Raw genomic sequence first — 22,750 nt, forward strand, 5'->3', positions numbered from 1 at the left:
CGGGGAGCGGACATGTCTGTTGCAGTCATCACCGGTGCCTCACGCGGGCTGGGCCTGGCACTCGCCCGGGCGCTGGCCCGCCGCGGCTGGTCGCTGGTGCTCGACGCCCGGGGCGGGGAGGCGCTGGCCGAGGTGGCCAAGGAGCTGGCGGAGTGGACAGCCGTGGCGGCACTGCCCGGGGACGTCGCCGACGCGCGGCATCGCGCCGCGCTGCTGGAGGCCGCCACCGCGCTGGGCGGGGTGGACCTGCTGGTGAACAACGCCTCCGTCCTGGGCGCGGAGCCCCTGGTACCCCTCGCCGACCAGCCGCTGGAGGGTTTCCGGCAGGCGCTGGAGGTCAATGTCACCGCCCCGCTGGCGCTGGTGCAGCAGGCGCTGCCGCTGCTGCGCCGCTCGGAGGCGGGCGCGGTGGTCTGCGTCAGTTCGGACGCCGCCGTGGAGGCCTATCCCACCTGGGGCGGCTACGGGGCCGCCAAGGCCGCCCTGGACCAGCTCTCCGCGGTACTGGCGGCGGAGGAGCCCGGACTGCGGGTCTGGGCCGTGGACCCGGGCGACATGCTGACGGAGCTGTACACGGCCGCCGTCCCGCAGGACACCGACCTGGGCGGCCGGGCGCTGCCGGAAGCGGTGGCACCGGCGTTCCTGGCGCTGCTGGACCGGCGGCCGGCCAGCGGCCGCTACACCGCGGCGGCGCTGCTCGCCCCGGCCGGGGCCCGGCGATGAGGCACGCCGGGGCCGCGGTCGCCCCGCGGCCGGAGGGAACCGCACGGCCGGAGGGAGCCGCACAGCGGCCGCGCCGACCCAGGCCGCCGCGGTCCGGCGGCGCGGAGCACGACTTCCTGCTGCCTCCGGAGCTGGAGGCACCGTCGCCACCCGAGGAACGCGGCACGGGCCGCGACGATGTACGGCTGCTGGTGGGCCGGCGGGCCACGGGCGCGGTCTCGCACCACGGCTTCCGTGAGCTGCCGGGGCTGCTGCGGCCCGGGGACGTCCTGCTGGTCAATGTCTCGGCGACGGCACCGGCCTCGCTGGACGGCACCCTGGACGGCCGGCCGGTGGTGGTGCACTTCTCCACCGCGCAGGACGACGGCCGCTGGACGGTGGAGCTGCGCACCCCCGACGGCGCGGGCAGCACCCTGCCCCGGCCGGGCGGTCCTGCGGGGGCCGTGGTGGCCGTGACGGGCGGGGCGCGGCTGGTGCTGGAGCAGCCGGTGGCCGCGGGGGCGGACCGGTTGTGGCTGGCGCGCTTCTCCGAGCGGGACGCGCTGGCCCATCTGCGCCGCCACGGCCGTCCCGTCCGCTACCGCTACACCGACCGGGACCGTCCGCTGGCCGCCTACCAGACGGTCTTCGCGCAGGGCGCCGAGTCGGCCGGGGGAATTCCCGCCGCGGCCTCCGCCGAGATGCCGAGCGCGGCCCGGCCGTTCACCGACCGGATGGTGACGGCGCTGGTGAGCCGGGGCGTCCAGGTCGCACCGATCACCCTGCACACCGGGGTCGCCTCGGGCGAGTCGCACGAGCCGCCGTACCCGGAGCGGTTCTCCGTGCCCGAAGCCACCGCCCGGCTGGTGAACTCGGCGCGGCGGCACGGCGGCCGGGTGGTGGCGGTGGGCACCACCGCCGTACGGGCGCTGGAGTCGGCGGTGGACGGGACCGGCCTGGTGCGGGCGGCGGAGGGCTGGACCGATCTGGTGGTCACCCCGGAGCGCGGGGTGCGGGCGGTGGACGGGCTGCTCACCGGCCTCCATGAGCCCCGCGCCTCCCATCTGCTGATGCTGGAGGCCGTGGCCGGGCGCGGACTGGTGGACTCCTGCTACGCGGAGGCGCTGCGGGGCCGGTATCTGTGGCACGAGTTCGGCGACCTCAATCTGATGCTGCCCGACTGAGGGACCGACCCGCCCGGGGCGCCGCCCGCGCTGCCCCGGGGTGTGCGGCGGTGACGCACCCGTACTGAGCATCGGGCCGGAGGCCAGGCCGCAGGCCGGGGTGGACGCGGAGCGTACGGGGACGGCCACGGGTGGCGACCCCATCCCGGTTGGGCTGTGACGCCTCCCACAGGGCCCGGCGAGGGTACGACGGCGGGTAGTAGCCGCGCGGGGGCGCGGGCGGGGGCCGGGAGCCGCGGGGGTGCTCCCGGCCTCTGCCAGGCGGGACGGCGGGGGTCGGCCGTCTGCGGCGGGCGGTCTGCGGGCCCGGGTGGGGCCGGGTCCGGCACGGGCGGGCTACTACCGGGCCTCGTAGCGGGGCTGTTTGCCCGGAATTCCACGGCCTGCCAAGAATGACCGGGTCGCACGGCGCCGCGGCCTCCGCCCGGCGTCCCCGCTCGCACCCATGGATCCCCTCCTGGTGCGCCGGCCACCCCTGTGGATGCCAGGGCACACCCGTGCCCGGCTCCGGTGGCCGGACCCCGAACGAAGAGGACCCACCGCATGCCCCGCACCCTGTCCCGACGCAACATACTGATCACCGGCGCCTCCACCACCGCCGTCGCGGCCGCCGCGACCCTGGCGCTGGTGGTGCCGCAGAGCGGTCCGGGCACCACCGCAGCAGCCGCTGCGGGCAGTGCCTCCGCCGCCTCGGCGACCGGGCTCGGCGACGACAGGGCGCAGCAGGACGCCGCCGCCCGCGAGAACGCCGGCAGCGCCGCCAACCGCAGCGAGCACCGCGCCGACCTGACCGCGGGCGCCGCACAGCGCAGCGCCGCCGCCGAGGCGGCCGCCGCGCACCGGGCGCACCTGACGGCCGAGGCCAACGCCGAGGCCCGCAGCGAGGCCCGCGCCGCCGCGCGGACCGCCGCCGCCAAGGCCTCCGCCGCCCACCGGGCGCACCTGGCCGCCAAGGCCAACCAGGAAGCCGCCGCCAGGAAGGCCGCCGCCCGCAAGGCCGCAGCCGCCCACCAGGCGCACCTGGCCGCCAAGGCCAACGCCCGCGCCGCCGCGGCCAAGGCCGCCGCCCGCAAGGCGAGCCGCGCTGCCCAGCAGCCGGTGCTCAACGGCAGCCCGCAGCAGATGGCCCAGCGGATCATCGGCGACTCGGGCCAGTTCCAGTGCTTCTCGCACATCGTCTCGCACGAGAGCAGCTGGAACCCGGGCGCCGTCAACGCCGGCTCCGGCGCCTACGGCCTGGTGCAGGCACTGCCCGGCAGCAAGATGGCCTCGGCCGGCTCCGACTGGCGCACCAACCCGGCCACCCAGATCAAGTGGGGCCTGGACTACATGAACTCGCGTTACGGCAGCCCCTGCGGCGCCTGGAACTTCTGGCAGTCGCACCACTGGTACTGAGCCGCCGGTACTGGGCCGCTGGTACTGGGCCACCGGTACTGGGCCACTGGTACTGGGCCGCGGCTCCGACGCACCGAGGGCGGCACCCCACCGGGGGTGCCGCCCTCGCGCGCATACCGGGTCAGCGACCGGGTCAGCGCTTGCGCATGACCTCGGGCTCATGCCGCCGCAGCAGCCTGACCACCAGGAAGGCGCAGACCAGGCCGAGCACCACCAGCACCCCGGCCGAGGTGAACCAGGTGGAGACATCGTGGTTCCACAGCGGGTCGGTCCTGCCGTCCTTGCCGTCCGGCGGCGGCGAGATGGCGCCCAGGCTCACCGAGGCTCCCAGCGCGGCGACCGCCCAGCGCGCCGGGGCGAGCCAGGCCAGCTGCTCCAGGCCCGGTGAGCCGAAGAGCGGGAAGAGGGCGCCGCAGAAGACCACATTGACGATCGCCACCAGGACCAGCAGCGGCATGGTCTTCTCCGAGGTCTTCACCAGGGAGGAGATCACCAGGCCCAGCATCATGCTGGCGAGTCCCAGCAGCACCACCGCGACGGTCATCTCCAGCAGCGGGTTGCCGCTGATCACCAGGCCCTCGGCGGGCAGGTCGCGGGTGCCGATGCCGATCAGGGCCACCACGATGGACTGGATCGCGGTGAGCGCGCCCAGAGTGAGGATCTTGGACATCACATAGGCGGACCGGGAGAGCCCCACGGCGCGCTCGCGCTCATAGATCACCCGCTCCTTGACCAGCTCGCGGACCGAGTTGGCGGCGCCGGTGAAGACCGTGCCCACCGCGACGATCAGCAGCACCGTGGCGGCGTCCACATTGAACTGCGGCTGGTTGTCCTTCATCGGCGGATTGGCCGGCAGCAGACCGAACTTCGCCGGGATGGCCAGGCTGACCGCGCCCATCACCACCGGCAGCACACCGCACAGCACCAGGAAGCCCCGGTCGGCGGCGATCACCGACAGATAGCGCCGGGTCAGCGTCGCCAGCTGGGAGCCCCAGCTCTGCTGCTTCTGCGGCCGCGACACCTGCTGCTGGATCGGCGCGGACTGCGGGGCCACGGCCTCCACGTCGGCCGAGTACATCTGGTAGTGCACCGAGCCCCGGTAGCGGCCCGCCCAGTCGTGGTCGGGGTAGTTCTCGAACGCCTGGAAGACATCGGCCCAGGTCTCGTAGCCGAAGAAGTGCAGCGCCTCGTCCGGCGGACCGAAGTACGCCACCGAACCGCCCGGCGCCATCACCAGCAGCCGGTCGCAGAGCGCCAGTTCGGCCACGGAGTGGGTGACCACCAGCACGGTGCGGCCGTCGTCGGCGAGACCGCGCAGCATCTGCATGACCTCGCGGTCCATCCCCGGGTCCAGGCCCGAGGTGGGCTCGTCCAGGAAGATCAGCGAGGGCTTGGTCAGCAGCTCCAGCGCCACCGACACCCGCTTGCGCTGACCGCCGGAGAGGGCGGTGATGCGGTTGTCGGCGCGCTTGTCCAGCCGCAGTTCGTAGAGCACCTCGTCGATCCGGGCGGCGCGCTCGGCCTCCTGGGTGTCGCCGGGGAAGCGCAGCCGGGCCGCGTACTTGAGCGCGGTGCGGACGGTGAGCTCCTTGTGCAGGATGTCGTCCTGCGGGACCAGACCGATGCGCTGGCGCAGCTCGGCGAACTGCTTGTAGAGGTTGCGGCCGTCGTACAGCACATCGCCGCGGTCCGCGGGGCGGTAGCCGGTGAGGGCGCGCAGCAGCGTCGACTTGCCGGAGCCGGACGGGCCGATCACCGCGACCAGCGACTTCTCCGGGACGCCGAAGGAGACGTCGTTCAGCAGGATCTTCTTGGCGCCCTTGTGCTCCACCTCGACGGTGAGGTGGCGGGCCGAGAAGGAGACCGCGCCGGTGTCGACGAACTCCTCGAGCTGGTCGCCGACCAGCCGGAACACGGAGTGGCCGACACCCAGCAGGTCCTCGGGGCCCATCACATGGCGCTGGATGGGCAGGCCGTTGACATAGGTGCCGTTGTGGCTCTCCAGGTCGACGATCTCGTACCGGCCGTCCGCAAGCTGCCGCAGCTCGGCGTGGTGGCGGGAGACGCCGAGGTCGGAGACGACCAGGTCGTTGTCGAGGGAGCGGCCGATGCGCACGGTGCGCATGCCCTGCGCCAGATTGCGGATCATGGTGGGGTTGCGGTCGCCGTACACTGGGGTGACCCCGCCGCCGGCGGGCTGCTGCTCCCAGCCGACGGGTGCACCGCCCTGCGCGGGTACGCCCCCGTGCCTCGGTGCGCCCCCCTGGAAGGCCGCCGCGCCCTGCTGCGGTGCCCCGGACCAGCCGGGCCGGCCCGCCATCGGGCCACCGCCGACCCCACCGGGCTGCGCACCCCACGGAGTCTGCGGCTGGGCCCCCTGGCGGCTGGTGCTGACGTCGTGCCAGTCGCCGCCACCCGTACCGACGCCGACCGAGCCGGCCACCGCCGCGAAGCCCAGCCGGGGGCCGTTCTCCGCATTTCCCAGATGCACCGTGATGCCCGGCGTCAGCGCCGCGCGGGCCGTGCGCTGACCATTGACAAAGGTGCCATTGGTGCTGCCGTGGTCGTCCAGCAGCCAACTGCCGCCGTCAAAGGAGATGGTGGCGTGCCGCCAGGACACCCGTGCGTCGTCGAACACCACGTCCGACTGCGGGTCACGTCCCAGCGAATACGTCCTACCGGAATCCAGCGTCCGGTTCTGTCCGTTGATTTCAAGAACGAGTTGCGGCACTTTCAGCCTGCCCCACTCACGTAGTCCCCCGAGTAGTCCCTCTGTGGGGAGTCTAGGGATGGCGTATGACGGGGGGAATCATTCCAGCTCGATCACTAGGGGGTGAACTCGGCGCGGAGACTGTGACCGTGTGGCAACGTTGACGCGGTCGTGCGACGGCGGTACGACGGCGGTGCAACACGGCGGAGATCGGGGGCGCGATGGGCAAGGGTTCGGGGCTGCGCGGGGCGGTCCAGGCGGCGATCGCCGTGAGCTGGGCCTTTGTGGCCATGGCCGGTGTCGCGGCGCTCGGGTTGCATCTGCTGGGCGCCGACGCCTACGCCGGTCTGGGCCCGATGACCGCCGCCGTGGTGGCGCTGGGCACCGGGGGTTCGATCACCCCCACCGGCTCCGCCGGAATCTTCGGTGCCGGCGGCATCGCCGGCACCGACACCACACTCTCCGTGATGCCGCTGGGTGTCGCCTTCACCGGCGCGGCGGTGCTCGGCTGGCTGTTCGTCCGCCCGCTGCGGCGCCGGCCGGTGCTGGAGCTGCCGGACCTCGCCGTGCGGGCCGGCTCCGCCGTGGTCTGCTTCCTCGCCGTCCTCGGACTGCTCAGCTGGACGGGCGAGGACACCACCACCCTGGACCTCACCGGACTCACCGGTGCCGGAGGCAGCGGCTCCGGTGGCGGCGGTTCCGACGGCGGGGGCCTCGGCGGCCTGCTGGACCCCGGGAAGCTCGGCGGCATCCTCGGCGGGATCGCACAGCCCAAGGCCACCATCGGCTTCTCGGTGCAGACCGGGGCCACCCTGCTGGCCGGGCTGGTCTGGGTGCTGGTGGTGCTGGCGCTGGCGCTCGCCGTCTCCCGCCGGACACCGCTGCCCCGCGGCTGGGAGGCGCTGCACCGCACGGTGCGGCCGGTCGCCTCGGCGCTGTGGACGGTGCTGCTGGGCGCCGTGGTCGTCGGCGCGGTCACCGCTGTGGTGCTGCCGCTCACCGAGGGTTCCAGCCCCGCCACGGCCGCCGGCGGCGCCCTGCTGGGCACCCCCAACGGCATCGGCCTGGCGATGCCCGTCGCCCTGGGCGTACCGGTCACCGCGCAGGCCACCGGCGCCCTGGTGAACGTACTGCCGGCGCCGATCGACCAGCTGGTCAAGGCCGGCACCGTGCAGGATGTGACGGTGCCCCGGCTGATGCAGCTGGACGGCTCGCTCTGGGTGCTGCCGGTGGCGATCGGCCTGATGCTGCTGCTCGCCGGGGTGCTGGCCGCGGTACGGACGCCGAAGTCCGCCGCGCCGCGACCGTCCGCGGTCCGGGGGGCGGCCGGGGCGGCGCTGCGGCTGGGCGTGGGTCTGGCCGTGCTGCTGCCCTGCGGGCTGGCGCTCTCCGAGGTGACGGTCAACGCCAGTCTGTCGGTCCTCGGCTTCGACGCGGTGGGCGCCAAGGCGTCCCTGGCGGGCAATCTGGCGCTGGCGGTGGTCTACGGGCTGCTGTGGGGAGCGGTGGCCGGCTTCGCGGGATGGCTGCTGGTGGACAGGTTCGCCGCGGCGAAGCGGCCTCCGGCGCCCGGCGGCGGCCACGGCCCGGGGCCCGGTCCTGGCCCGGTGCCCGCAGCCCCTTACGGCGGGCTGCCCGAGCACAGCCTGCCCGGCTCGGCGGCACCGCAGAACCCGTACCTCACCGGCAACGACGGCTTCAATCCGTACGCCGACGATCCGCACCACCGGCCCTGACGCACCAGGTGGGGGCAGCCGTCGGCCCGGCTCGCCGCGCCCCGGTGCGCGCGGGTCACCCGTGCGGCGCGAACCGGGCCTCTCACCAGGCGGACGGAGGGCGCGTTTCCCGGCGCGCGCCGGGTAGCGTGGGGATCACCATGAACGCATCGCTCCCGCCCGCCGAGCCCCTGCCGGAACCGGCGCCGCAGCCGCGAACTCTGCTGGTGAAGGTCTTCGGCAAGGACCGCCCCGGCATCACCACAGGTCTCTTCTCGACGCTCGCCGACTTCGGTGTGGACGTCATCGACATCGAGCAGCTGGTCACCCGGGGGCGGATAACGCTCTGCGCCCTGGTCACCCCGCCGGCCGGCGGAGCCCCCGGGCCGGAGGGCGAGTTGCGCTCGACCGTCCACCGCTGGGCGGAGGACCACAAGCTCCAGACCGAGATCATCTCCGGCACCGGCGACAACCGGCCGCGCCGTGAGGGCCGCTCCCATGTCACCGTGCTGGGCCACCCGCTGACCGCAGGGGCGGTCGCCGCGCTCACCGCCCGGATCACCGACTGCGGGGGCAACATCGACCGGGTGTTCCGCCTGGCCAAGTACCCGGTCACCGCCGTGGAGCTGGCCGTGTCCGGTGTCGCCACCGAGGAGCTGCGCGGTGTGCTGGCCGCCGAGGCCGCCGCCCAGCAGGTCGATGTGGCGGTGGTCCGCGCCGGGCTGCACCGCAGGGCGAAGCGCCTGGTGGTGATGGATGTGGACTCCACCCTCATCCAGGACGAGGTGATCGAGCTCTTCGCGGCCCACGCCGGGTGCGAGGAGAAGGTCGCCGAGGTGACCGCCGCGGCGATGCGGGGCGAGCTGGACTTCGCCGAGTCGCTGCGGGCCCGGGTGGCCCTGCTGGCGGGCCTGGACGCCGAGGTGGTGGACAAGGTCCGCTCCGAGGTACGGCTGACCCCGGGCGCACGTACGCTGATCCGCACCCTGAAGCGGCTCGGCTACCAGGTCGGCATCGTGTCCGGCGGCTTCACCCAGGTCACCGATGACCTGGTGGAGCGGCTGGGGCTGGACTTCGCCGCGGCCAACACCCTCGAGGTGGCGGACGGACGGTTCACCGGCCGCGTCGTGGGCGACATCGTGGACCGCGCGGGCAAGGCCCGGATGCTGGCCCGCTTCGCCGAGCAGGCGCAGGTGCCGCTGGAGCAGACGGTGGCCATCGGCGACGGCGCCAACGACCTCGACATGCTGAACGCCGCCGGGCTGGGCGTGGCCTTCAACGCCAAGCCGGTGGTGCGCAGGGCAGCGGACACCGCGGTCAATGTCCCGTTCCTGGACACCGTGCTCTATCTGCTGGGGATCACCCGCGAGGAGGTCGAGGCGGCCGACGCCCTGGACGCCTGACCGCCCCGTCAACCTCCCGGGTGGCCGTCAACCTCCCGGGTGGCCGTCAACCTCCCGGGTGGCCGGTGGCCACCCGGGAGCGGGTCACTCAGGAGTGGTCAGTCCTGCGGGGAGTGGAAGGCCACCAGCGTGGCGGCGCCGGGCTCGGCGGCCTTCCAACTGCCGGTGAACGTCAGGACGGCGATCGCCGAGGTGGGGAAGCCGCCGCGACGCAGCCTGATCAGGGTGTCTCCCTCGGCCTCGGCGGTGAGCACCTCGGCGAGGCCCTGCACACCCGGGTTGTGGCCGACCAGCATCAGATCGGCGACCTCGTCGGGGGTCTCCTGGATGACGGCGATGATCTCGCCGGGGCTGGCCTCGTAGAGGCGGTCCTCGTAGACGGTCCTGCGCGGCCGCTTGGGCAGCTCGTGGCCGACCAGCTTCCAGGTCTCACGGGTGCGCAGTGCGGTGGAGCAGAGAACGAGTTCGGGGTTGATCCCGGTGCCGGCCAGCCAGCGGCCGGCGGCGGGGGCGTCCCTGCGACCTCGGTCGGCCAGCGGCCGCTCGTGGTCGGGCACCGACGGCCAGTCGGCCTTCGCGTGCCGGAGGACGATGATCCTGCGAGGCGTGTCGACGCTCATGCAGCAAGTTTTCCAGAAAACCGCGCGGTGGGCGCGGTGCAGCCGCATGCCGCCGGAGCGGGCCGGGTCAGCCCATCCGCTCGGCGATGGTGGCGATCACCGAGACGACGACAATGATGGCGACGATGACGGCGGCCATCTGGAGCAGCTTCTTGTGGCCGTCGGTGGGGTTGGGCTCGAGCACGGGCATGGTCCGAGTCTCGCATCCGGGTCGCGGGGCGGCCGCACCGGGGGCACCGCCGATCGCCGCGCCCCGGTGCGGCCGGGCTCCGTACGCTCAGACCTCGTCCTCGATCTGACGGGCGCGGCCGGCCAGCAGTCCCACACCCATCTGCGGCACCAGCAGTACGGCCAGCAGTCCGACCGGCGCGTACCAGGAGCCGGTGCCCTGGTAGAGGGCGCCGACCAGCACCGGGCCGGGGATGGAGATCAGATAGCCGAGGCTCTGGGCGAAGGCGGACAGCTTGGCCACCCCCGCCGCGCTGCGGGCACGCAGACCGACCATGGTGATGGCGAGCGGGAAGGAGCAGTTGGACAGGCCGGCCAGCACCGCCCACAGCCAGGGCGCCCCGGCCGGGGCGAACGCCAGGCCGAGGTATCCGACGAGTCCGCAGCCTCCCAGCAGCACCACGAAGAGCCGCTGGTCGCCGCGGGCGGCGGCGAGCGAGGGCAGGGCGAAGGAGACCGGCACACTGATCGCCATGGTGACGGCCAGCAGCACCCCGGACTCCCCCGCGGAGATGCCGGCGTCCTGGTAGATCTGCGGCAGCCAGCCCATGGTGGCGTAGGCGCCGGTCGACTGGAGGCCGAAGAAGACGGCCAGCGCCCAGGCGGTGGGGCTGCGCAGGATCCGCAGGCTGCGCTCGCCCTCCGCGGCGCCCGCGGGCGACCCGGCCCCGGGGTCGGCGCCCCGATCGCGCCCGACGGCGAGGACCGCCAGCCACAGGGCCAGGCCGACGGCCGCGGAGGCCGCCCAGATGCCGAGGCCGGCCCGCCAGCTGCCGCCGACCGCCGCGGTGAGCGGCACGGCGAGGGCGGCGGCCACCGCGGTACCGGCGGAGAGCGCCATGGAGTAGAGGCCGATCACGGGTCCGACCCGGTCGGGGAAGTAGCGCTTGACGATCACCGGCATCAGCACGTTGGAGACCGCGATTCCGGCCAGCGCCACTGCGCTGAGCAGCAGGAAGACCGCGGTGCTGCCGGCCAGGGCGCGGGCTGCGAGGCCTGCGGTGACCGCTCCCATGCCGGCGGTGAGCACGGCGGCCGGGCCGATCCTGCGGGCCAGGCCCGGGGCTGCGAGGCCGAAGAGCGCAAAGCAGAGCGAGGGCACCGCGGTGAGCAGTCCGGCGACCGTGGCGCTCATACCGAGCCCGTCGCGGACCCGCTCCAGCAGCGGGCCGAGGCTGGTGACGGCGGGGCGGAGGTTGAAGGCCGCGGCCACGATGGCGGCGGCGAGCAGCAGACGGATCCGGCGGGCGGTGCGGTCCTGGTCGCGGGCGGCCCGGGACGGGCGGTCCGGGGCAGGCCTGGTGGAGGGGTCTACGGCGGTCGGCATAGCCACCATCATAGAATCATGGGATGACTTCTCCGCCAGCCCGCTGGTGGATGATGTCGACGTGAAGATGCCCACATGCTCCGCCCCGGAAGGAGCCCCATGGCCCTGTCGTCCGCCCGGCGTACGCCGCTGTCCGACCAGGTGATCGCGCAGCTCCGGGCGCAGATCACCTCCGGTGAGTGGCCGGTCGGCTCACGCATCCCCACCGAGGCCGAGCTGGTCGAGCAGCTGGGCGTGGCCCGCAACACCGTCCGCGAGGCCGTACGGGCACTGGCGCACAACGGGCTGCTGGACATCCGGCAGGGCTCCGGGACCTATGTGCTGGCCACCAGCGAACTGGCCGGGGTGATGCACCGCCGCTTCGCCGAGGCCGATCCCGCCAGCGTGGCGGAGCTGCGCGCGGCACTGGAGGCGTCCGCCGCCGCGCTTGCGGCACACCGTCGCAGCGGCCCCGACCTGGATCTGATGACGGTGGCCCTGGAACGGCGCGAGGAGGTCTGGCAGTCGGGCGACGCCGAGGCGTTCGTCCAGGCGGACGCGGCGTTCCACCAGGCGGTGGTGGCCGCCGCGCACAACGAGGTGCTGGCCGAGCTCTACGCCGACCTGGGCGAGGTGCTCCGCGCCCATCTGCGCCAGGACATCGGCCCGGTGCTCTCGGCCGACCGCTATGTGAGCCACACCGGGATCGTGGACGCCATCCGCCGCGGCGACTCCGAGGCGGCGTCGGCGGAGGCCGCGGACGCCATCGGGAAGTGCCGGGTGCAGAGCTGACCGCGGGAGCCGCCGCACCACGGGGGCACCGCACCACGGGGGCACTGGGGGTACGCCCGGCCGGACGGCCGGGTCAGACCAGGGGGACGATCTCGGGGGCGCCCAGCCGCACCGCGTCCGCGGTGTGGTCGTCGGGCTGCCGCTGCGCCTGGCGTTCGGCCTCGACCCGCTTGAGGTAGTGGTCGACCTCCCGGTCCACCTGGTCGCCGCCCCAGCCGAGCCGGCCCGCCATCAGTTCGGCGACGGTACGCGCGGCGTCCACACCGCGGTCCCAGGACTCGATGGAGATCCGGGTGCGGCGGGCCAGGACGTCGTCCAGGTGCCGGGCCCCCTCATGGGTGACCGCATAGACGGCCTCGGCCCGCAGGTAGTCGTCGGAGCTCGGCAGCGGTTCGCCGAGTGCGGGGTCCTCGGCGACCAGGTCGAGGACCTCGTCGACCAGGGAGCCGTAGCGGCGCAGCAGATGCTCGACCCGGGCGACATGCAGGCCGGAGCGGCGGGCCAGGGTGTGGCGGGAGTTCCAGAGCGCCTGGAAGCCGTCGGCGCCGAGCAGCGGCACCGTGTGGGTGGTGCACGGCGGCACCTTCTCGTCCAGGGCGCGGACCGCCTCGTCCACGGCGTCCTTGGCCATCACCCGGTAGGTGGTGTACTTGCCGCCCGCGACCACCACCAGACCGGGCACCGGATGCGCGACCAGATGTTCCCGGGAGAGCTTGCTGGTCTCGGCGGCCTCTCCGGAGAGCAGCGGGCGCAGCCCCGCGTAGACGCCCTCGACGTCCTCCGGGGTGAGCGGGGTGACCAGCACCCGGTTGACATGGTCCAGCAGGTACTCGATGTCCTTGGCGCTGGTGGCGGGGTGGAACTTGTCCAGGTCCCAGTCGGTGTCGGTGGTGCCGACGATCCAGTGGCGGCCCCAGGGGATGACGAAGAGCACGCTCTTCTCGGTGCGCAGGATCAGCCCGGTGCGGGAGTTGATGCGGTCCCTGGGCACCAGCAGATGGACGCCCTTGGACGCACGCACATGGAACTGGCCCCGGGTGCCGGCCATGGCCTGGGTGTCGTCGGTCCACACCCCGGTGGCGTTGATCACCTGCCGGGCGCGGACCTCGGTGGCGCGCCCGGTCTCCAGGTCGGTGACGACGGCGCCGACCACCCGCTCGCCCTGCCGCAGGAAGCGGGTCACCCGGGTGCGGTTGGCCGCCAGCGCACCGTAGGCGGCCGCGGTGCGGGCCAGGGTCATGGTGTGCCGGGCGTCGTCGACCTGGGCGTCCCAGTACTGGACGGCGCCCACCAGGGAGTCCGCGCGCAGCGCGGGCGCCTCCCGCAGGGCGCCGCGGCGGGTGAGGTGGCGGTGGTGGGGCAGGCCCCGGGCGTTGCCGGAGGTGATGCCCATGGTGTCGTACAGCAGGACGCCGGAGCCGACATAGGGGCGCTCCCAGACGCGGTGCTGCAGCGGGTAGAGGAACGGCACCGGCCGCACCAGGTGCGGGGCGATGCGCTGGACCAGCAGGCCGCGCTCCTTGAGCGCCTCGGCGACCAGCCGGAAGTCCAGCATCTCCAGATAGCGCAGGCCGCCGTGGATGAGCTTGCTGGACCGGCTGGAGGTGCCGGACGCCCAGTCCCTGGCCTCGACCAGGCCGACGCTCAGGCCGCGGGTGGCCGCGTCGAGGGCGGCTCCGCAGCCGACCACTCCGCCGCCGACGACCAGGATGTCGAGTTCTCGCTCACCGAGGCGGGTGAGTGCGTCCGTGCGGTTCTGGGGCGAGAGTGCCACCGGCTTCACCATGGGTCAGCTCCTCGTCGTCTCTGTGCTGGTCGCTCGACGCCGGTCAGTCGACGCCGGTCACTCGACGTCGACCCAGTCGAGGGTCCGCTGCACGGCCTTCTTCCATCCGGCGTAGCCGTCGGCCCGGCGCCGGTCGCTCCACTGCGGCTGCCAGCGTCTGGACTCGTGCCAGTGCTCGCGCAGTTCATCGGTGTCGCGCCAGAAACCGACGGCCAGACCGGCGGCGTAGGCGGCGCCCAGGGCGGTGGTCTCGGCGACCACGGGGCGACTGACCGGGACGCCGAGGATGTCGGCCTGGGTCTGCATACAGAGCTCGTCGGCGGTGACCCCGCCGTCGACCTTGAGCACGTCCAGCCGGACCCCGGCGTCCTGCTGCATGGCCTCGACCACGTCGCGGCTCTGGTAGCAGATGGCCTCCAGGGTGGCGCGGGCCAGGTGCCCGTTGGTGTGGTACCGGGCGAGGCCGACGATGGCGCCGCGGGCGTCGGAGCGCCAGTACGGGGCGAAGAGCCCGGAGAAGGCCGGCACGAAGTAGACGCCTCCGCTGTCCTCGACCGTCCGGGCCAGCCGTTCGACCTCGGCCGCGTCGGTGATGATGCGCAGCTGGTCGCGCAGCCACTGCACGGCCGAGCCGGTGACGGCGATGGACCCCTCCAGGGCGTAGACGGGGGGCTGGTCGCCGAAGCGGTAGCAGACAGTGGTGATCAGGCCGTGGCCGGAGCGGACCGGGCGGGTGCCGGTGTTCAGCAGCAGGAAGTTGCCGGTGCCGTAGGTGTTCTTGGCCTCGCCTGCCCCGAAGCACACCTGGCCGACGGTGGCGGCCTGCTGGTCGCCGAGGACCCCGGTGATGGGCACGGCACTGCGCAGCGGCCGGCTGGTGCGGGTGCGGCCATAGGCCTCGGGGTGGGAGGAGGCGCTGATGACCGGCAGCATGGCCCGGGGGACGCCGAAGATCTCCAGCAGTTCGCCGTCCCAGTCCAGGGTCTCCAGATCCATCAGCATGGTGCGGCTGGCGTTGGTGACATCGGTGGCGTGGATGCCGCCGCGCGGTCCTCCGGTGAGGTTCCACAGCACCCAGCTGTCGGTGGTGCCGAAGACCGCGTGTCCCTGCTCGGCGGCCTCGCGGACGCCGTCGACGTTCTCCAGGATCCACTTGATCTTGCCGCCGGAGAAGTAGGTGGCGGGCGGCAGCCCGGTCCGGCGGCGGATCAGCTCGCCGTGGCCGTCCCGTTCCAGGGCCGCGGCGATGCGGTCGGTGCGGGTGTCCTGCCAGACCAGGGCGTTGCAGTACGGCTGGCCGGTGCGCGGATCCCACACCACGGTGGTCTCCCGCTGGTTGGTGATGCCGATGGCGGCGAGGTCGGTGGCGGCGATGCCTGCCCTGCGGACCGCGTTCTGCATGGCAACGTTGGTCCGCTCCCAGATCTCCACCGGGTCGTGCTCGACCCAGCCGGGGCGCGGCAGCACCTGGCTGTGCTCCAGCTGGTGCCTGGCGACCTCGTTGCCGTCGTGGTCGAAGATCATGAAGCGGCTGCTGGTGGTCCCCTGGTCCACCGCGCCGACGAAGTCGGCCATGGCTGCTGCCCTCCGGATCCGGGGTGCGCGGGTTCAGCGGGTCTCGGACGGGGGGACGCTGCCGGGCGGCTCCTTCTCGGCCCTGGGCATCCGGGTGCCCACCAGGGCCTGGTAGAGCCAGGCGCCGAGGAGGCCTCCGACGAGCGGCCCGGCGATGGGCACCCAGAAGTAGAGGTTCCCCCACTGGTCCCGCCAGGCGCTGCCGTATCCGGTGATGAAGCTGGCCAGCCGGGGGCCGAAGTCACGCGCCGGGTTGATCGCATAGCCGGCGTTGGTGCCGAAGGCCATACCGATGGCGACCACGATCAGACCGATGATCAACGGGCCCAGATTGGCCCCCGGCGGGGTGTTGAGGAGGTCGGTCACCGCGAGGATCAGCAGCAGCAGCAGGGCGGTGCCGATCACCTGGTCGCGGAAGGCCCCCCACTCGTGCACACCGAAGGCGATGCTGCCGTTGCCCGGCAGTGTGGAGAAGACGAACTGGGTCTTCAGGGTGTGCCCGGGGTCGTAGCGGCCGAGCACCTCGGTGTAGTTCCAGCGCACCACGAGCGCGGCGACAAAGGCGCCGAGGGTCTGCGCCAGGCAGTACGGCAGCACCTTGCGCCAGGAGAATCCCTTGAACGCCGCCAGTGAGACGGTGACCGCCGGGTTGAGGTGGGCGCCGCTCAGCCGCGCCGCGACATAGACACCGAGGGTGACGCCGAGTCCCCACGCCCAGGCAACGGAGTCATGGTTGCCCAGGCCGCCCGGCGGGTTGGTCAGCCCGCCGCCCGCGACCACCTGCGCCACCACGCCGGCGCCGAACAGGATGAGGACCATCGTCCCGGTGAATTCGGCTGCCAGTTCGCCGATCAGCACTGAACTGCGCCGTCGCTCGGCCATCACTGCCCGCTTCCCGCCGGCCGAGGGGTCGGCTGTGGGTGGCTCGGTGCGTGACCATCGTGCCCATGGGTCGGTGACCGCCGCTCTGCGGCGTACCGCCATTCAGGCGAACTCAACCATGCACTGCAAAAGCCACGGCCCGTCGGCCGGCCGGGGAAGAGGCCGGCCGACGGGCCGTGGAGGGGTGGTGCGGAGAAGCTGCGGAGCCGTCAGGCGCCGATGGCGTGCAGACCGCCGTCGACGTGCACGATCTCGCCGGTGGTCTTGGGGAACCAGTCGGAGAGCAGCGCGACCACGCCGCGGGCGGCGGGCTCGGGGTCGGTGAGGTCCCAGCTGAGCGGGGCGCGGTTCTCCCAGACGCCGGCCAGGTCCTCGAAGCCCGGGATGGACTTGGCAGCCATCGACTTGATCGGGCCGGCCGACACCAGGTTCACCCGGACGTTGCGCTCACCCAGGTCACGGGCCAGATAGCGGGAGGTCGACTCCAGCGCGGCCTTGGCCACGCCCATCCAGTCGTACTGCGGCCAGGCGACGCTGGCGTCAAAGTCCATGCCGACCACCGAGCCTCCGTTCTCCATGAGGGGGAGGCAGGCCATGGTGAGCGACTTCAGCGAGTACGCGGAGACATGGACGGCGGTGCCGACCGACTCCCACGGGGTGTTGAGGAAGTTGCCGCCCAGCGCGTCCTGCGGGGCGAAGCCGATGGAGTGCACCACGCCGTCCAGCGAGGGCAGGTGCTGGCGGACCCGGTCCGCCAGGCTGTCCAACTGCTCGGTGTTCTGCACGTCCAGCTCGATCACCGGGGCCGGCTTGGGCAGCCGGTTGGCGATCCGCTCGACCAGCGAGAGGCGCCCGAAGCCGGTCAGGACGATCTCGGCACCCTGCTCCTGGGCCAGCTTGGCGGTGTGGAAGGCGATCGACGACTCCAGCAGAACGCCGGTGATCAGGATCCGCTTGCCGTTGAGAAGTCCACTCATGGTGATCAGTGACCCATGCCCAATCCGCCGTCGACGGGAATGACGGCTCCGGTGATGTACGCGGCGTCGTCCGAGGAGAGGAAGCGCACCGCGGAGGCGATCTCGGCGGGCGCGGCATAACGGCCGAGCGGCACACCCGAGAGGATCTCCGCACGGCGCTCGTCGTCGAGCACCGCGGTCATGTCGGTGTCGACGAAGCCCGGGGCGACGACGTTGACGGTGATGTTCCGCGAGCCCAGCTCGCGGGCGAGGGAGCGGGCGAAGCCGACCAGGCCGGCCTTGGAGGCGGCGTAGTTGGCCTGGCCCGCGGACCCGGTGAGGCCGACGACGGAGGAGATCAGCACGACCCGGCCCTTGCGGAGCCGCAGCATGCCGCGGGCCGCCTGCTTCACGACGCGGAAGGTGCCGGTGAGGTTGGTGTCCAGGACCGAGGCGAAGTCGTCCTCGGACATGCGCAGCAGCAGGGTGTCCTTGGTGATGCCGGCGTTGGCCACCAGCACCTCCACCCGGCCCTGCTTCTCCTCGATTTCCTTGAAGGCGTCCTCGACCTGCTGGGCGTCGGTGATGTCGCAGCGGACCGCCAGCACGTCGTACTTCGCCAGCGCCTCCGGGACCTCACCGGAGCGACTGGTGATGGCGACCTTGTCGCCGGCCTCCGCAAAGGCCTGGGCGATCGCCAGGCCGATGCCCCGGTTGCCTCCGGTGACGAGAACCGAGCGGCTCACAGGTCCACCTCTTCCATACGTCGACTGCGGTCGCACCCGGCCGGTGCGGCAACGGGTACGCATTGTGACGCTATCGGGCCTCCGCTGCGTCGGGCGAATCCGCCTCCCACAGCACCACCGCCGCTGAACTGTGGATTCCCCACAGTCCGGACCGTCCGGCAGCCGTGCATGAGAGCCGCCGCGGGGGGCAGCCGTACTGACAAGACCTGGCCGGAGCACGGCTCCACCGGTCCACGGGGCCGCGCCGACCGGCGGGACGGAGACCTCATGGCGAGATCAGACGAGGCGCCCGGACCCGGCTCGGCCGACAGCCGCCGCAGGTTCGGCGGATATCCGGCCGGCGGGCTGGGCGACCCCGATCTGGACCGGATCCAGGCGGGTCTGCGCCAGGTGGCCGACCTCCACGGCCGGATGCAGCGGCTGCTGGACGCGGTGCTGTCGATCAGCGGCGAGCTGGAGCTCACCGCGGTGCTGCACACCATCGCCGATGCGGCGCGCACCCTGGTGGACGCCCGCCATGCCGCGCTGGGCGTGCTGGGTGAGGACGGCTCCTTCACCGAGCTGATCCCGTCCGGCGAGGACGCCGAGAAGTTCGCCGCACTGGGCCGCCTCCCGCACGGCGAGGGCATCCTGGGCGAGCTGGTGCGCAATCCCCGGCCGCTGCGCGTGGACAGCCTGGCGGACCACCCGGGCACCGTCGGCTTCCCGCCCGGCCACCCGATGATGCAGACCCTGCTGGGCATGCCGGTCCTGGTGCGCGGCACGGTGTACGGCAATCTCTATCTGGCCGACAAGTACGACGGCAGTCCCTTCACCGCGGCGGACGAGTCGGTGGTGGCGGCGCTGGCCGGAGCGGCGGGTGTGGCCATCGAGAACGCCCGCCTCTACCGGCGGCTGCGGGAGGCCACCGAGGAGTTCCAGCGGCGGCTGCTGCCGGCCCTGCCCGAGCTGGGACCGCTGCAGCTGGAGGCCCGCTACCAGCCGTCGTCCGAGATCCCCCGGGTGGGCGGCGACTGGTACGACCTGATCCGGCTGCCGGACGGCGCGCCCTGCCTGATGATCGGCGATGTGATGGGCCACGACCTGCACGCGGCCACCGTGATGAGCCAGATCAGCAACATGCTGCGGGTGATCGCCTTCGACGAGCGGGAGCCGCCCAGCCTGATCCTGCACCGGCTCGACGAGGTGCTGCACCGGCTGCACGGCGGCCCGATGGCGACCGTGCTGGTGGGCAGGCTCGACCGGCAGGACGAGGAGCGCTGGAAGCTGCGGTGGGCCAGCGCCGGCCATCTGCCGCCGCTGCTGGTCGAACCCGGCGGACGGGCCCGCTATCTGTACGGCGGCGAGCCGGGCATCCCCCTGGGGGTGGACCCGGGCCTGCCGCGCCCCGACCACCAGGAGACCGTCGCGGTCGGCAGCACCCTGCTGCTCTTCACCGACGGGCTGATCGAGCATCCCCGGTACTCCCTGGACCGCGGCATGGGCGAGGTGGCCCGGATCGCGACGGCGATGGCGGGCCGCCCGCTGGCGGAGCTCTGCGACGCGCTGCTGGCCCACCGCGGCGGCGTCTTCCACGACGATGTGGCCCTGCTGGCGGTGCGGCTGGCGCCCTGACCCCGGCCCGCGGCGCCCCCGTCGCGGCCGGGTGGCCGCGACGGGGGCGCGCTGTGCCGGGGCGCGGTACGGGCCTACTTGAGGTAGGGGCCGTCGGTTCCGATCTTGCCCGGGGCCGCGTTGCTGCCGCCGAGGTCCAGGACGTAGACGCGCATGTCGCCCTTGCCGGGCGCGGCGACCGTGAGGGTGCCGCCGGTGACGGTCCGCACATCCCCGGTGACGGCGTCCTTGTAGGTGCCGTTGGGGATGCCGCTGAAGGTGGCACCGTCGGTGACGGCGACCAGCGCGAAGCTGTCGACGCCGCTCGCGGTGTCGGTGTAGCGGCGCTTGAAGGCCATGCCGCCGCCGCTCACTCCGTCGGTGGAGTATTGGCCCATCTGCAGCGCCGGGATGGCGCGGCGGATCTGGTTGAGCCGCTGGAGGTGCTTCACCAGGGGCTGGGCGAGGGTGTCGGCGACCGCCCCGGTGGCGCTGTCGACCTTGGAGAAGTCGGAGGCGGTGACGGTGCCCTCCAGATGGTCGCCGTAGTAGGCGCGTCCGGTGGTGGCCAGCGGGCAGGAGGGCCCGCAGTCGATGGTCTTCCCGGCCTGGAACTGGATCTCCGACCCGTAGTAGAGGGTGGGGATGCCGCGGAAGGTCCACATCAGGGCCATGTTCTCGGCCCAGGCGTCCTGCCCTCCGGTGTAGCGGACCGAGGACTTGTTGGGTCCGTAGTCATGGCTGTCCACATAGACCACGTTGTAGGTGGCGTCATTGGTGGAGTCGTCGGAGTCCTTGCCGTTGTAGAAGGCGTTGTGCGCGTCCCCGAAGTTCATGTGCATGCGCATGTCGATGATGTTCATGCCGGAGAACTCGGAGTGGTCCGGGGTGTGGTAGCTGTTGCCGTCCAGGAAGGCGTTGGTGGAGGTGGGCTGGTTGCCGGTGCCCAGCTGCTCCTCGTAGGTGTACTGCTCGATGGCCGCGGTGGCGTCGTCGGCGCTGTACTCCTTGCGCTCCTTCCAGGTGTAGAACTGCGCGGAGTGGTTGACCGAGCCGCGGTTCCACTTGTCGTTGACGAAGGCGCCGACCTCGCCGAAGACAAAGAAGTTCTGCGCCTTGTCGGGCCCCCAGTCCTGGGTGACGCGCTGCTGGATGGCCGGCAGGAAGCGGCGGTTCCAGGTGACGCGGGGGATGTGGACGGCGGTGTCGATCCGGAAGCCGTCGACCCCCATGTCGATGTACTTGTTGTAGGCGCCGATCAGGTAGTTCTGGACCTCGGGGTTCTCGGTGTTGAAGTCGGCGAGGTCGTCGGCGAGCCAGCAGGAGCGGGAGTCCTCGCCCTCCCAGTTGCCGATCCAGCACTGGTGGTAGTACTTCGCCGGGAACATCCCCGAGGTGGGGCTCGGCCACTGGCAGTTGTAGATGGTGTAGCCCTCGGGGCTCTTCTGGCCGGTGGGCTTGCCCCAGTTGAGGCAGGTGTTGCCCGGGGGTTCGTCGGTGGACCACAGGTCGCCGTTGTAGTACGACTTGCCGCTCTTGGGCTCCACGGTCAGGCCGTCGTACTCGAAGCCGGGCTGCTTCTCGTCGTAGTACCAGGACCACTGGGAGTCCCGCACCCCGTAGACGGTGGGGACGAAGAGGCCCTTGGCGCCCCAGCGGGAGCTGTGGTTGTAGACCACGTCCTGGTAGATCTTGATGCCCTTGGCGTGCGCGGCGTTGATCAGGTCCTGGTACGAGGCGCCCGCGGACTCCAGGCGGGGGTCGACCCGGTAGAAGTCCCAGCCGTGGTAGCCGTGGTAGTCGTAGTCGGACCGGTTGAGCACCACGGGGGTGATCCAGATCGCTGAGAAGCCGAGGCCCTTGATGTAGTCCAGCTTCTGGACCAGGCCCTTGAAGTCACCGCGGAACATGGGGTCGTTGTTGGCGGCGTTCCCCGACTTCACATCCTGGTTGCCGCCGCGGTTGTTGCTGCTGTCCCCGTCGTAGAAGCGGGCCGTCAGCACGAAGTAGATCGGGTCCTTGCGGGGGTCGGTGCCGATCATCTGGCCCGGCTGGGCCGCCGGGGGCCTGGAGCCGGTGGTCGCCGTGGCGGCCGAGGAGGCGGCGGAGACGTTCCCGGCCGCGTCCAGCGCCCTGACCGTGTAGCTGTAGGCGGTGTTCTCCTCCAGGCCTGCGTCGGAGTAGACGGTGGACCCGGTGTTGACCACCAGGCTGCCCCTGGTGCCTCCGGTGCGGGTGACCTGGTAGCCGGTCACCGCGGTGTCGTCGGTGGACGGCTCCCAGGTGAGCACGATCGAGGTGTCGGTCGCCGACGCCTTGACCGAGGTGGGCACGGTCGGCGCGGTGGTGTCCGCGACGGTGCCCGCGCAGGGGTCCTGGGCGCCGTTGGTGGCCTTGCCGTCCTTGACGGTGTCGACGCCCGCGGACAGGGAGTAGTTTGCGCCGTTGTTGTTGTCCCAGGTGCCGTTGCCGTTGTTGAAGGTCGCCTGGAGTCCGGTGGCACTTCCCAGGTCGACGGTCTTCTTCACCCAGCCGGTACAGGCCGGGTCCATCCCGACGCCCGGCACCGTCGTCCAGGCCCCGCCGTTGGGGGCCCAGTGCAGATTGACCGTGGTCCAGCCGACCGAGGCGGTGGAGTAGAAGACCGTGGCGCTGCCGGCCGTCCCGGTGGGAGTGGGGGTGGGCGAGGGACCCGTGCCGGAGTCGTCACCGCACGGGTCGCTGTGCGCGATCACCCCGTCCTTGACGGTGATGGTGCCGGTGCCCAGGGAGTAGTTGTTGCCGCCGTTGTTGTCCCAGGTGCCGGTGCCGTTGTTGAAGGTCGCCTGGAGTCCGGTGGCACTTCCCAGGTCGACGGTCTTCTTCACCCAGTCCGTGCAGGCGGCCTCCATCGCCACGCCCGGGACGGTGGTCCAGCTGCCGCCGTCGGGCGCGTAGTGGAGGTAGTAGCTGCTCCAGTTGCGGGTCTTGGTGTAGTAGAAGACCGTCGCGGTGCTGGGGCCGGCCGCTGCCGCGGGAGTCGTGGCGGCGCCGGCGGTACCGCCCAGCTGGACGGACGAGAGCAGTGCGGCGGTCAGCGCGATGACGGCGGCCAGGACCGTGGGCACGGTCCGTCCGCGGTGGCGTTGTCGCAGTCTCAAGGGGGACTCCTCGAAAG

17 protein-coding genes are annotated in these 22,750 nt (G+C 72.5%); 7 read left to right on the forward strand and 10 right to left on the reverse strand.

The window, feature by feature from the left end:
• Positions 1-12: 12 nt before the first annotated feature.
• The 3 genes from AB0761_RS10860 to AB0761_RS10870 all read left to right on the forward strand — a co-directional run bounded on the left by AB0761_RS10860 (position 13) and on the right by AB0761_RS10870 (position 3,281).
• Positions 13-723: an SDR family oxidoreductase gene (locus tag AB0761_RS10860; protein WP_377268771.1), complete on the forward strand. Its 711-nt coding sequence runs from the start codon at positions 13-15 to the stop codon at positions 721-723.
• Complete coding sequence (locus tag AB0761_RS10865; protein WP_377268772.1) at positions 720-1,886, forward strand: S-adenosylmethionine:tRNA ribosyltransferase-isomerase; 1,167 nt, start codon at positions 720-722, stop codon at positions 1,884-1,886. The genes AB0761_RS10860 and AB0761_RS10865 overlap by 4 nt, the downstream gene beginning before the upstream one ends.
• Positions 1,887-2,429: 543 nt before the next feature.
• A complete protein-coding gene (locus AB0761_RS10870) occupies positions 2,430-3,281 on the forward strand; it encodes a transglycosylase SLT domain-containing protein (RefSeq protein ID WP_377268773.1) in 852 nt (283 codons plus the stop codon).
• Positions 3,282-3,414: 133 nt separating this feature from the next.
• Here AB0761_RS10870 and AB0761_RS10875 read toward each other — a convergent pair whose 3' ends face one another.
• Positions 3,415-6,012: an FHA domain-containing protein gene (locus AB0761_RS10875; RefSeq protein WP_377268774.1), complete on the reverse strand. Its 2,598-nt coding sequence runs from the start codon at positions 6,010-6,012 to the stop codon at positions 3,415-3,417.
• A gap of 200 nt (positions 6,013-6,212) precedes the next feature.
• Here AB0761_RS10875 and AB0761_RS10880 point away from each other — a divergent pair, with 200 nt between their 5' ends.
• Positions 6,213-7,727, forward strand: coding sequence for a streptophobe family protein (locus tag AB0761_RS10880; protein WP_377268775.1), 1,515 nt, complete (start codon positions 6,213-6,215; stop codon positions 7,725-7,727).
• Positions 7,728-7,867: 140 nt separating this feature from the next.
• The gene (gene serB / locus AB0761_RS10885; protein WP_377268776.1) at positions 7,868-9,109 is read left to right on the forward strand and encodes a phosphoserine phosphatase SerB; all 1,242 of its coding nucleotides are present in this window, start codon (positions 7,868-7,870) and stop codon (positions 9,107-9,109) included.
• Positions 9,110-9,207: 98 nt separating this feature from the next.
• Here serB and AB0761_RS10890 read toward each other — a convergent pair whose 3' ends face one another.
• The 3 genes from AB0761_RS10890 to AB0761_RS10900 form a co-directional block, all read right to left on the reverse strand.
• Complete coding sequence (locus AB0761_RS10890) at positions 9,208-9,729, reverse strand: SixA phosphatase family protein (RefSeq protein ID WP_377268777.1); 522 nt, start codon at positions 9,727-9,729, stop codon at positions 9,208-9,210.
• Positions 9,730-9,796: 67 nt separating this feature from the next.
• A complete protein-coding gene (locus AB0761_RS10895) occupies positions 9,797-9,919 on the reverse strand; it encodes an SGM_5486 family transporter-associated protein (protein ID WP_377268778.1) in 123 nt (40 codons plus the stop codon).
• A gap of 87 nt (positions 9,920-10,006) precedes the next feature.
• Positions 10,007-11,284 carry a CynX/NimT family MFS transporter gene (locus AB0761_RS10900; RefSeq protein ID WP_377268779.1) on the reverse strand — a complete coding sequence of 426 codons (1,278 nt, stop codon included), beginning with the start codon at positions 11,282-11,284 and terminating at the stop codon, positions 10,007-10,009.
• A 99-nt stretch (positions 11,285-11,383) separates the two neighbouring features.
• Between AB0761_RS10900 and AB0761_RS10905 the strand changes: the two genes are divergently transcribed.
• Entirely contained in the window at positions 11,384-12,055 is a 672-nt protein-coding gene (locus AB0761_RS10905; RefSeq protein WP_377268780.1) for a FadR/GntR family transcriptional regulator, read from the forward strand.
• 73 nt (positions 12,056-12,128) lie between these two features.
• On the opposite strand, the gene AB0761_RS10910 is transcribed toward AB0761_RS10905, so the two are convergent.
• The 5 genes from AB0761_RS10910 to fabG all read right to left on the reverse strand — a co-directional run bounded on the left by AB0761_RS10910 (position 12,129) and on the right by fabG (position 18,000).
• Positions 12,129-13,841 carry a glycerol-3-phosphate dehydrogenase/oxidase gene (locus AB0761_RS10910; protein WP_377268781.1) on the reverse strand — a complete coding sequence of 571 codons (1,713 nt, stop codon included), beginning with the start codon at positions 13,839-13,841 and terminating at the stop codon, positions 12,129-12,131.
• A 57-nt stretch (positions 13,842-13,898) separates the two neighbouring features.
• Complete coding sequence (glpK, locus tag AB0761_RS10915; protein WP_377268782.1) at positions 13,899-15,416, reverse strand: glycerol kinase GlpK; 1,518 nt, start codon at positions 15,414-15,416, stop codon at positions 13,899-13,901.
• Positions 15,417-15,449: 33 nt separating this feature from the next.
• The gene (locus tag AB0761_RS10920; protein WP_377268783.1) at positions 15,450-16,298 is read right to left on the reverse strand and encodes an MIP/aquaporin family protein; all 849 of its coding nucleotides are present in this window, start codon (positions 16,296-16,298) and stop codon (positions 15,450-15,452) included.
• 209 nt (positions 16,299-16,507) lie between these two features.
• A complete protein-coding gene (gene fabI, locus AB0761_RS10925; protein WP_377268784.1) occupies positions 16,508-17,275 on the reverse strand; it encodes an enoyl-ACP reductase FabI in 768 nt (255 codons plus the stop codon).
• A 5-nt stretch (positions 17,276-17,280) separates the two neighbouring features.
• Entirely contained in the window at positions 17,281-18,000 is a 720-nt protein-coding gene (gene fabG / locus AB0761_RS10930) for a 3-oxoacyl-[acyl-carrier-protein] reductase (protein WP_377268785.1), read from the reverse strand.
• 267 nt (positions 18,001-18,267) lie between these two features.
• Between fabG and AB0761_RS10935 the strand changes: the two genes are divergently transcribed.
• Positions 18,268-19,614: a PP2C family protein-serine/threonine phosphatase gene (locus tag AB0761_RS10935; RefSeq protein WP_377268786.1), complete on the forward strand. Its 1,347-nt coding sequence runs from the start codon at positions 18,268-18,270 to the stop codon at positions 19,612-19,614.
• 74 nt (positions 19,615-19,688) lie between these two features.
• On the opposite strand, the gene AB0761_RS10940 is transcribed toward AB0761_RS10935, so the two are convergent.
• On the reverse strand, positions 19,689-22,733 hold the full coding sequence (locus AB0761_RS10940) for a carbohydrate binding domain-containing protein (protein ID WP_377268787.1): 3,045 nt from the start codon (positions 22,731-22,733) through the stop codon (positions 19,689-19,691).
• Between the last annotated feature and the right edge of the window lie 17 nt (positions 22,734-22,750).

The sequence above is a fragment of the Peterkaempfera podocarpi genome (genome assembly GCF_042466665.1).
GTDB classification, from domain to species: Bacteria; Actinomycetota; Actinomycetes; order Streptomycetales; family Streptomycetaceae; genus Peterkaempfera; species Peterkaempfera podocarpi.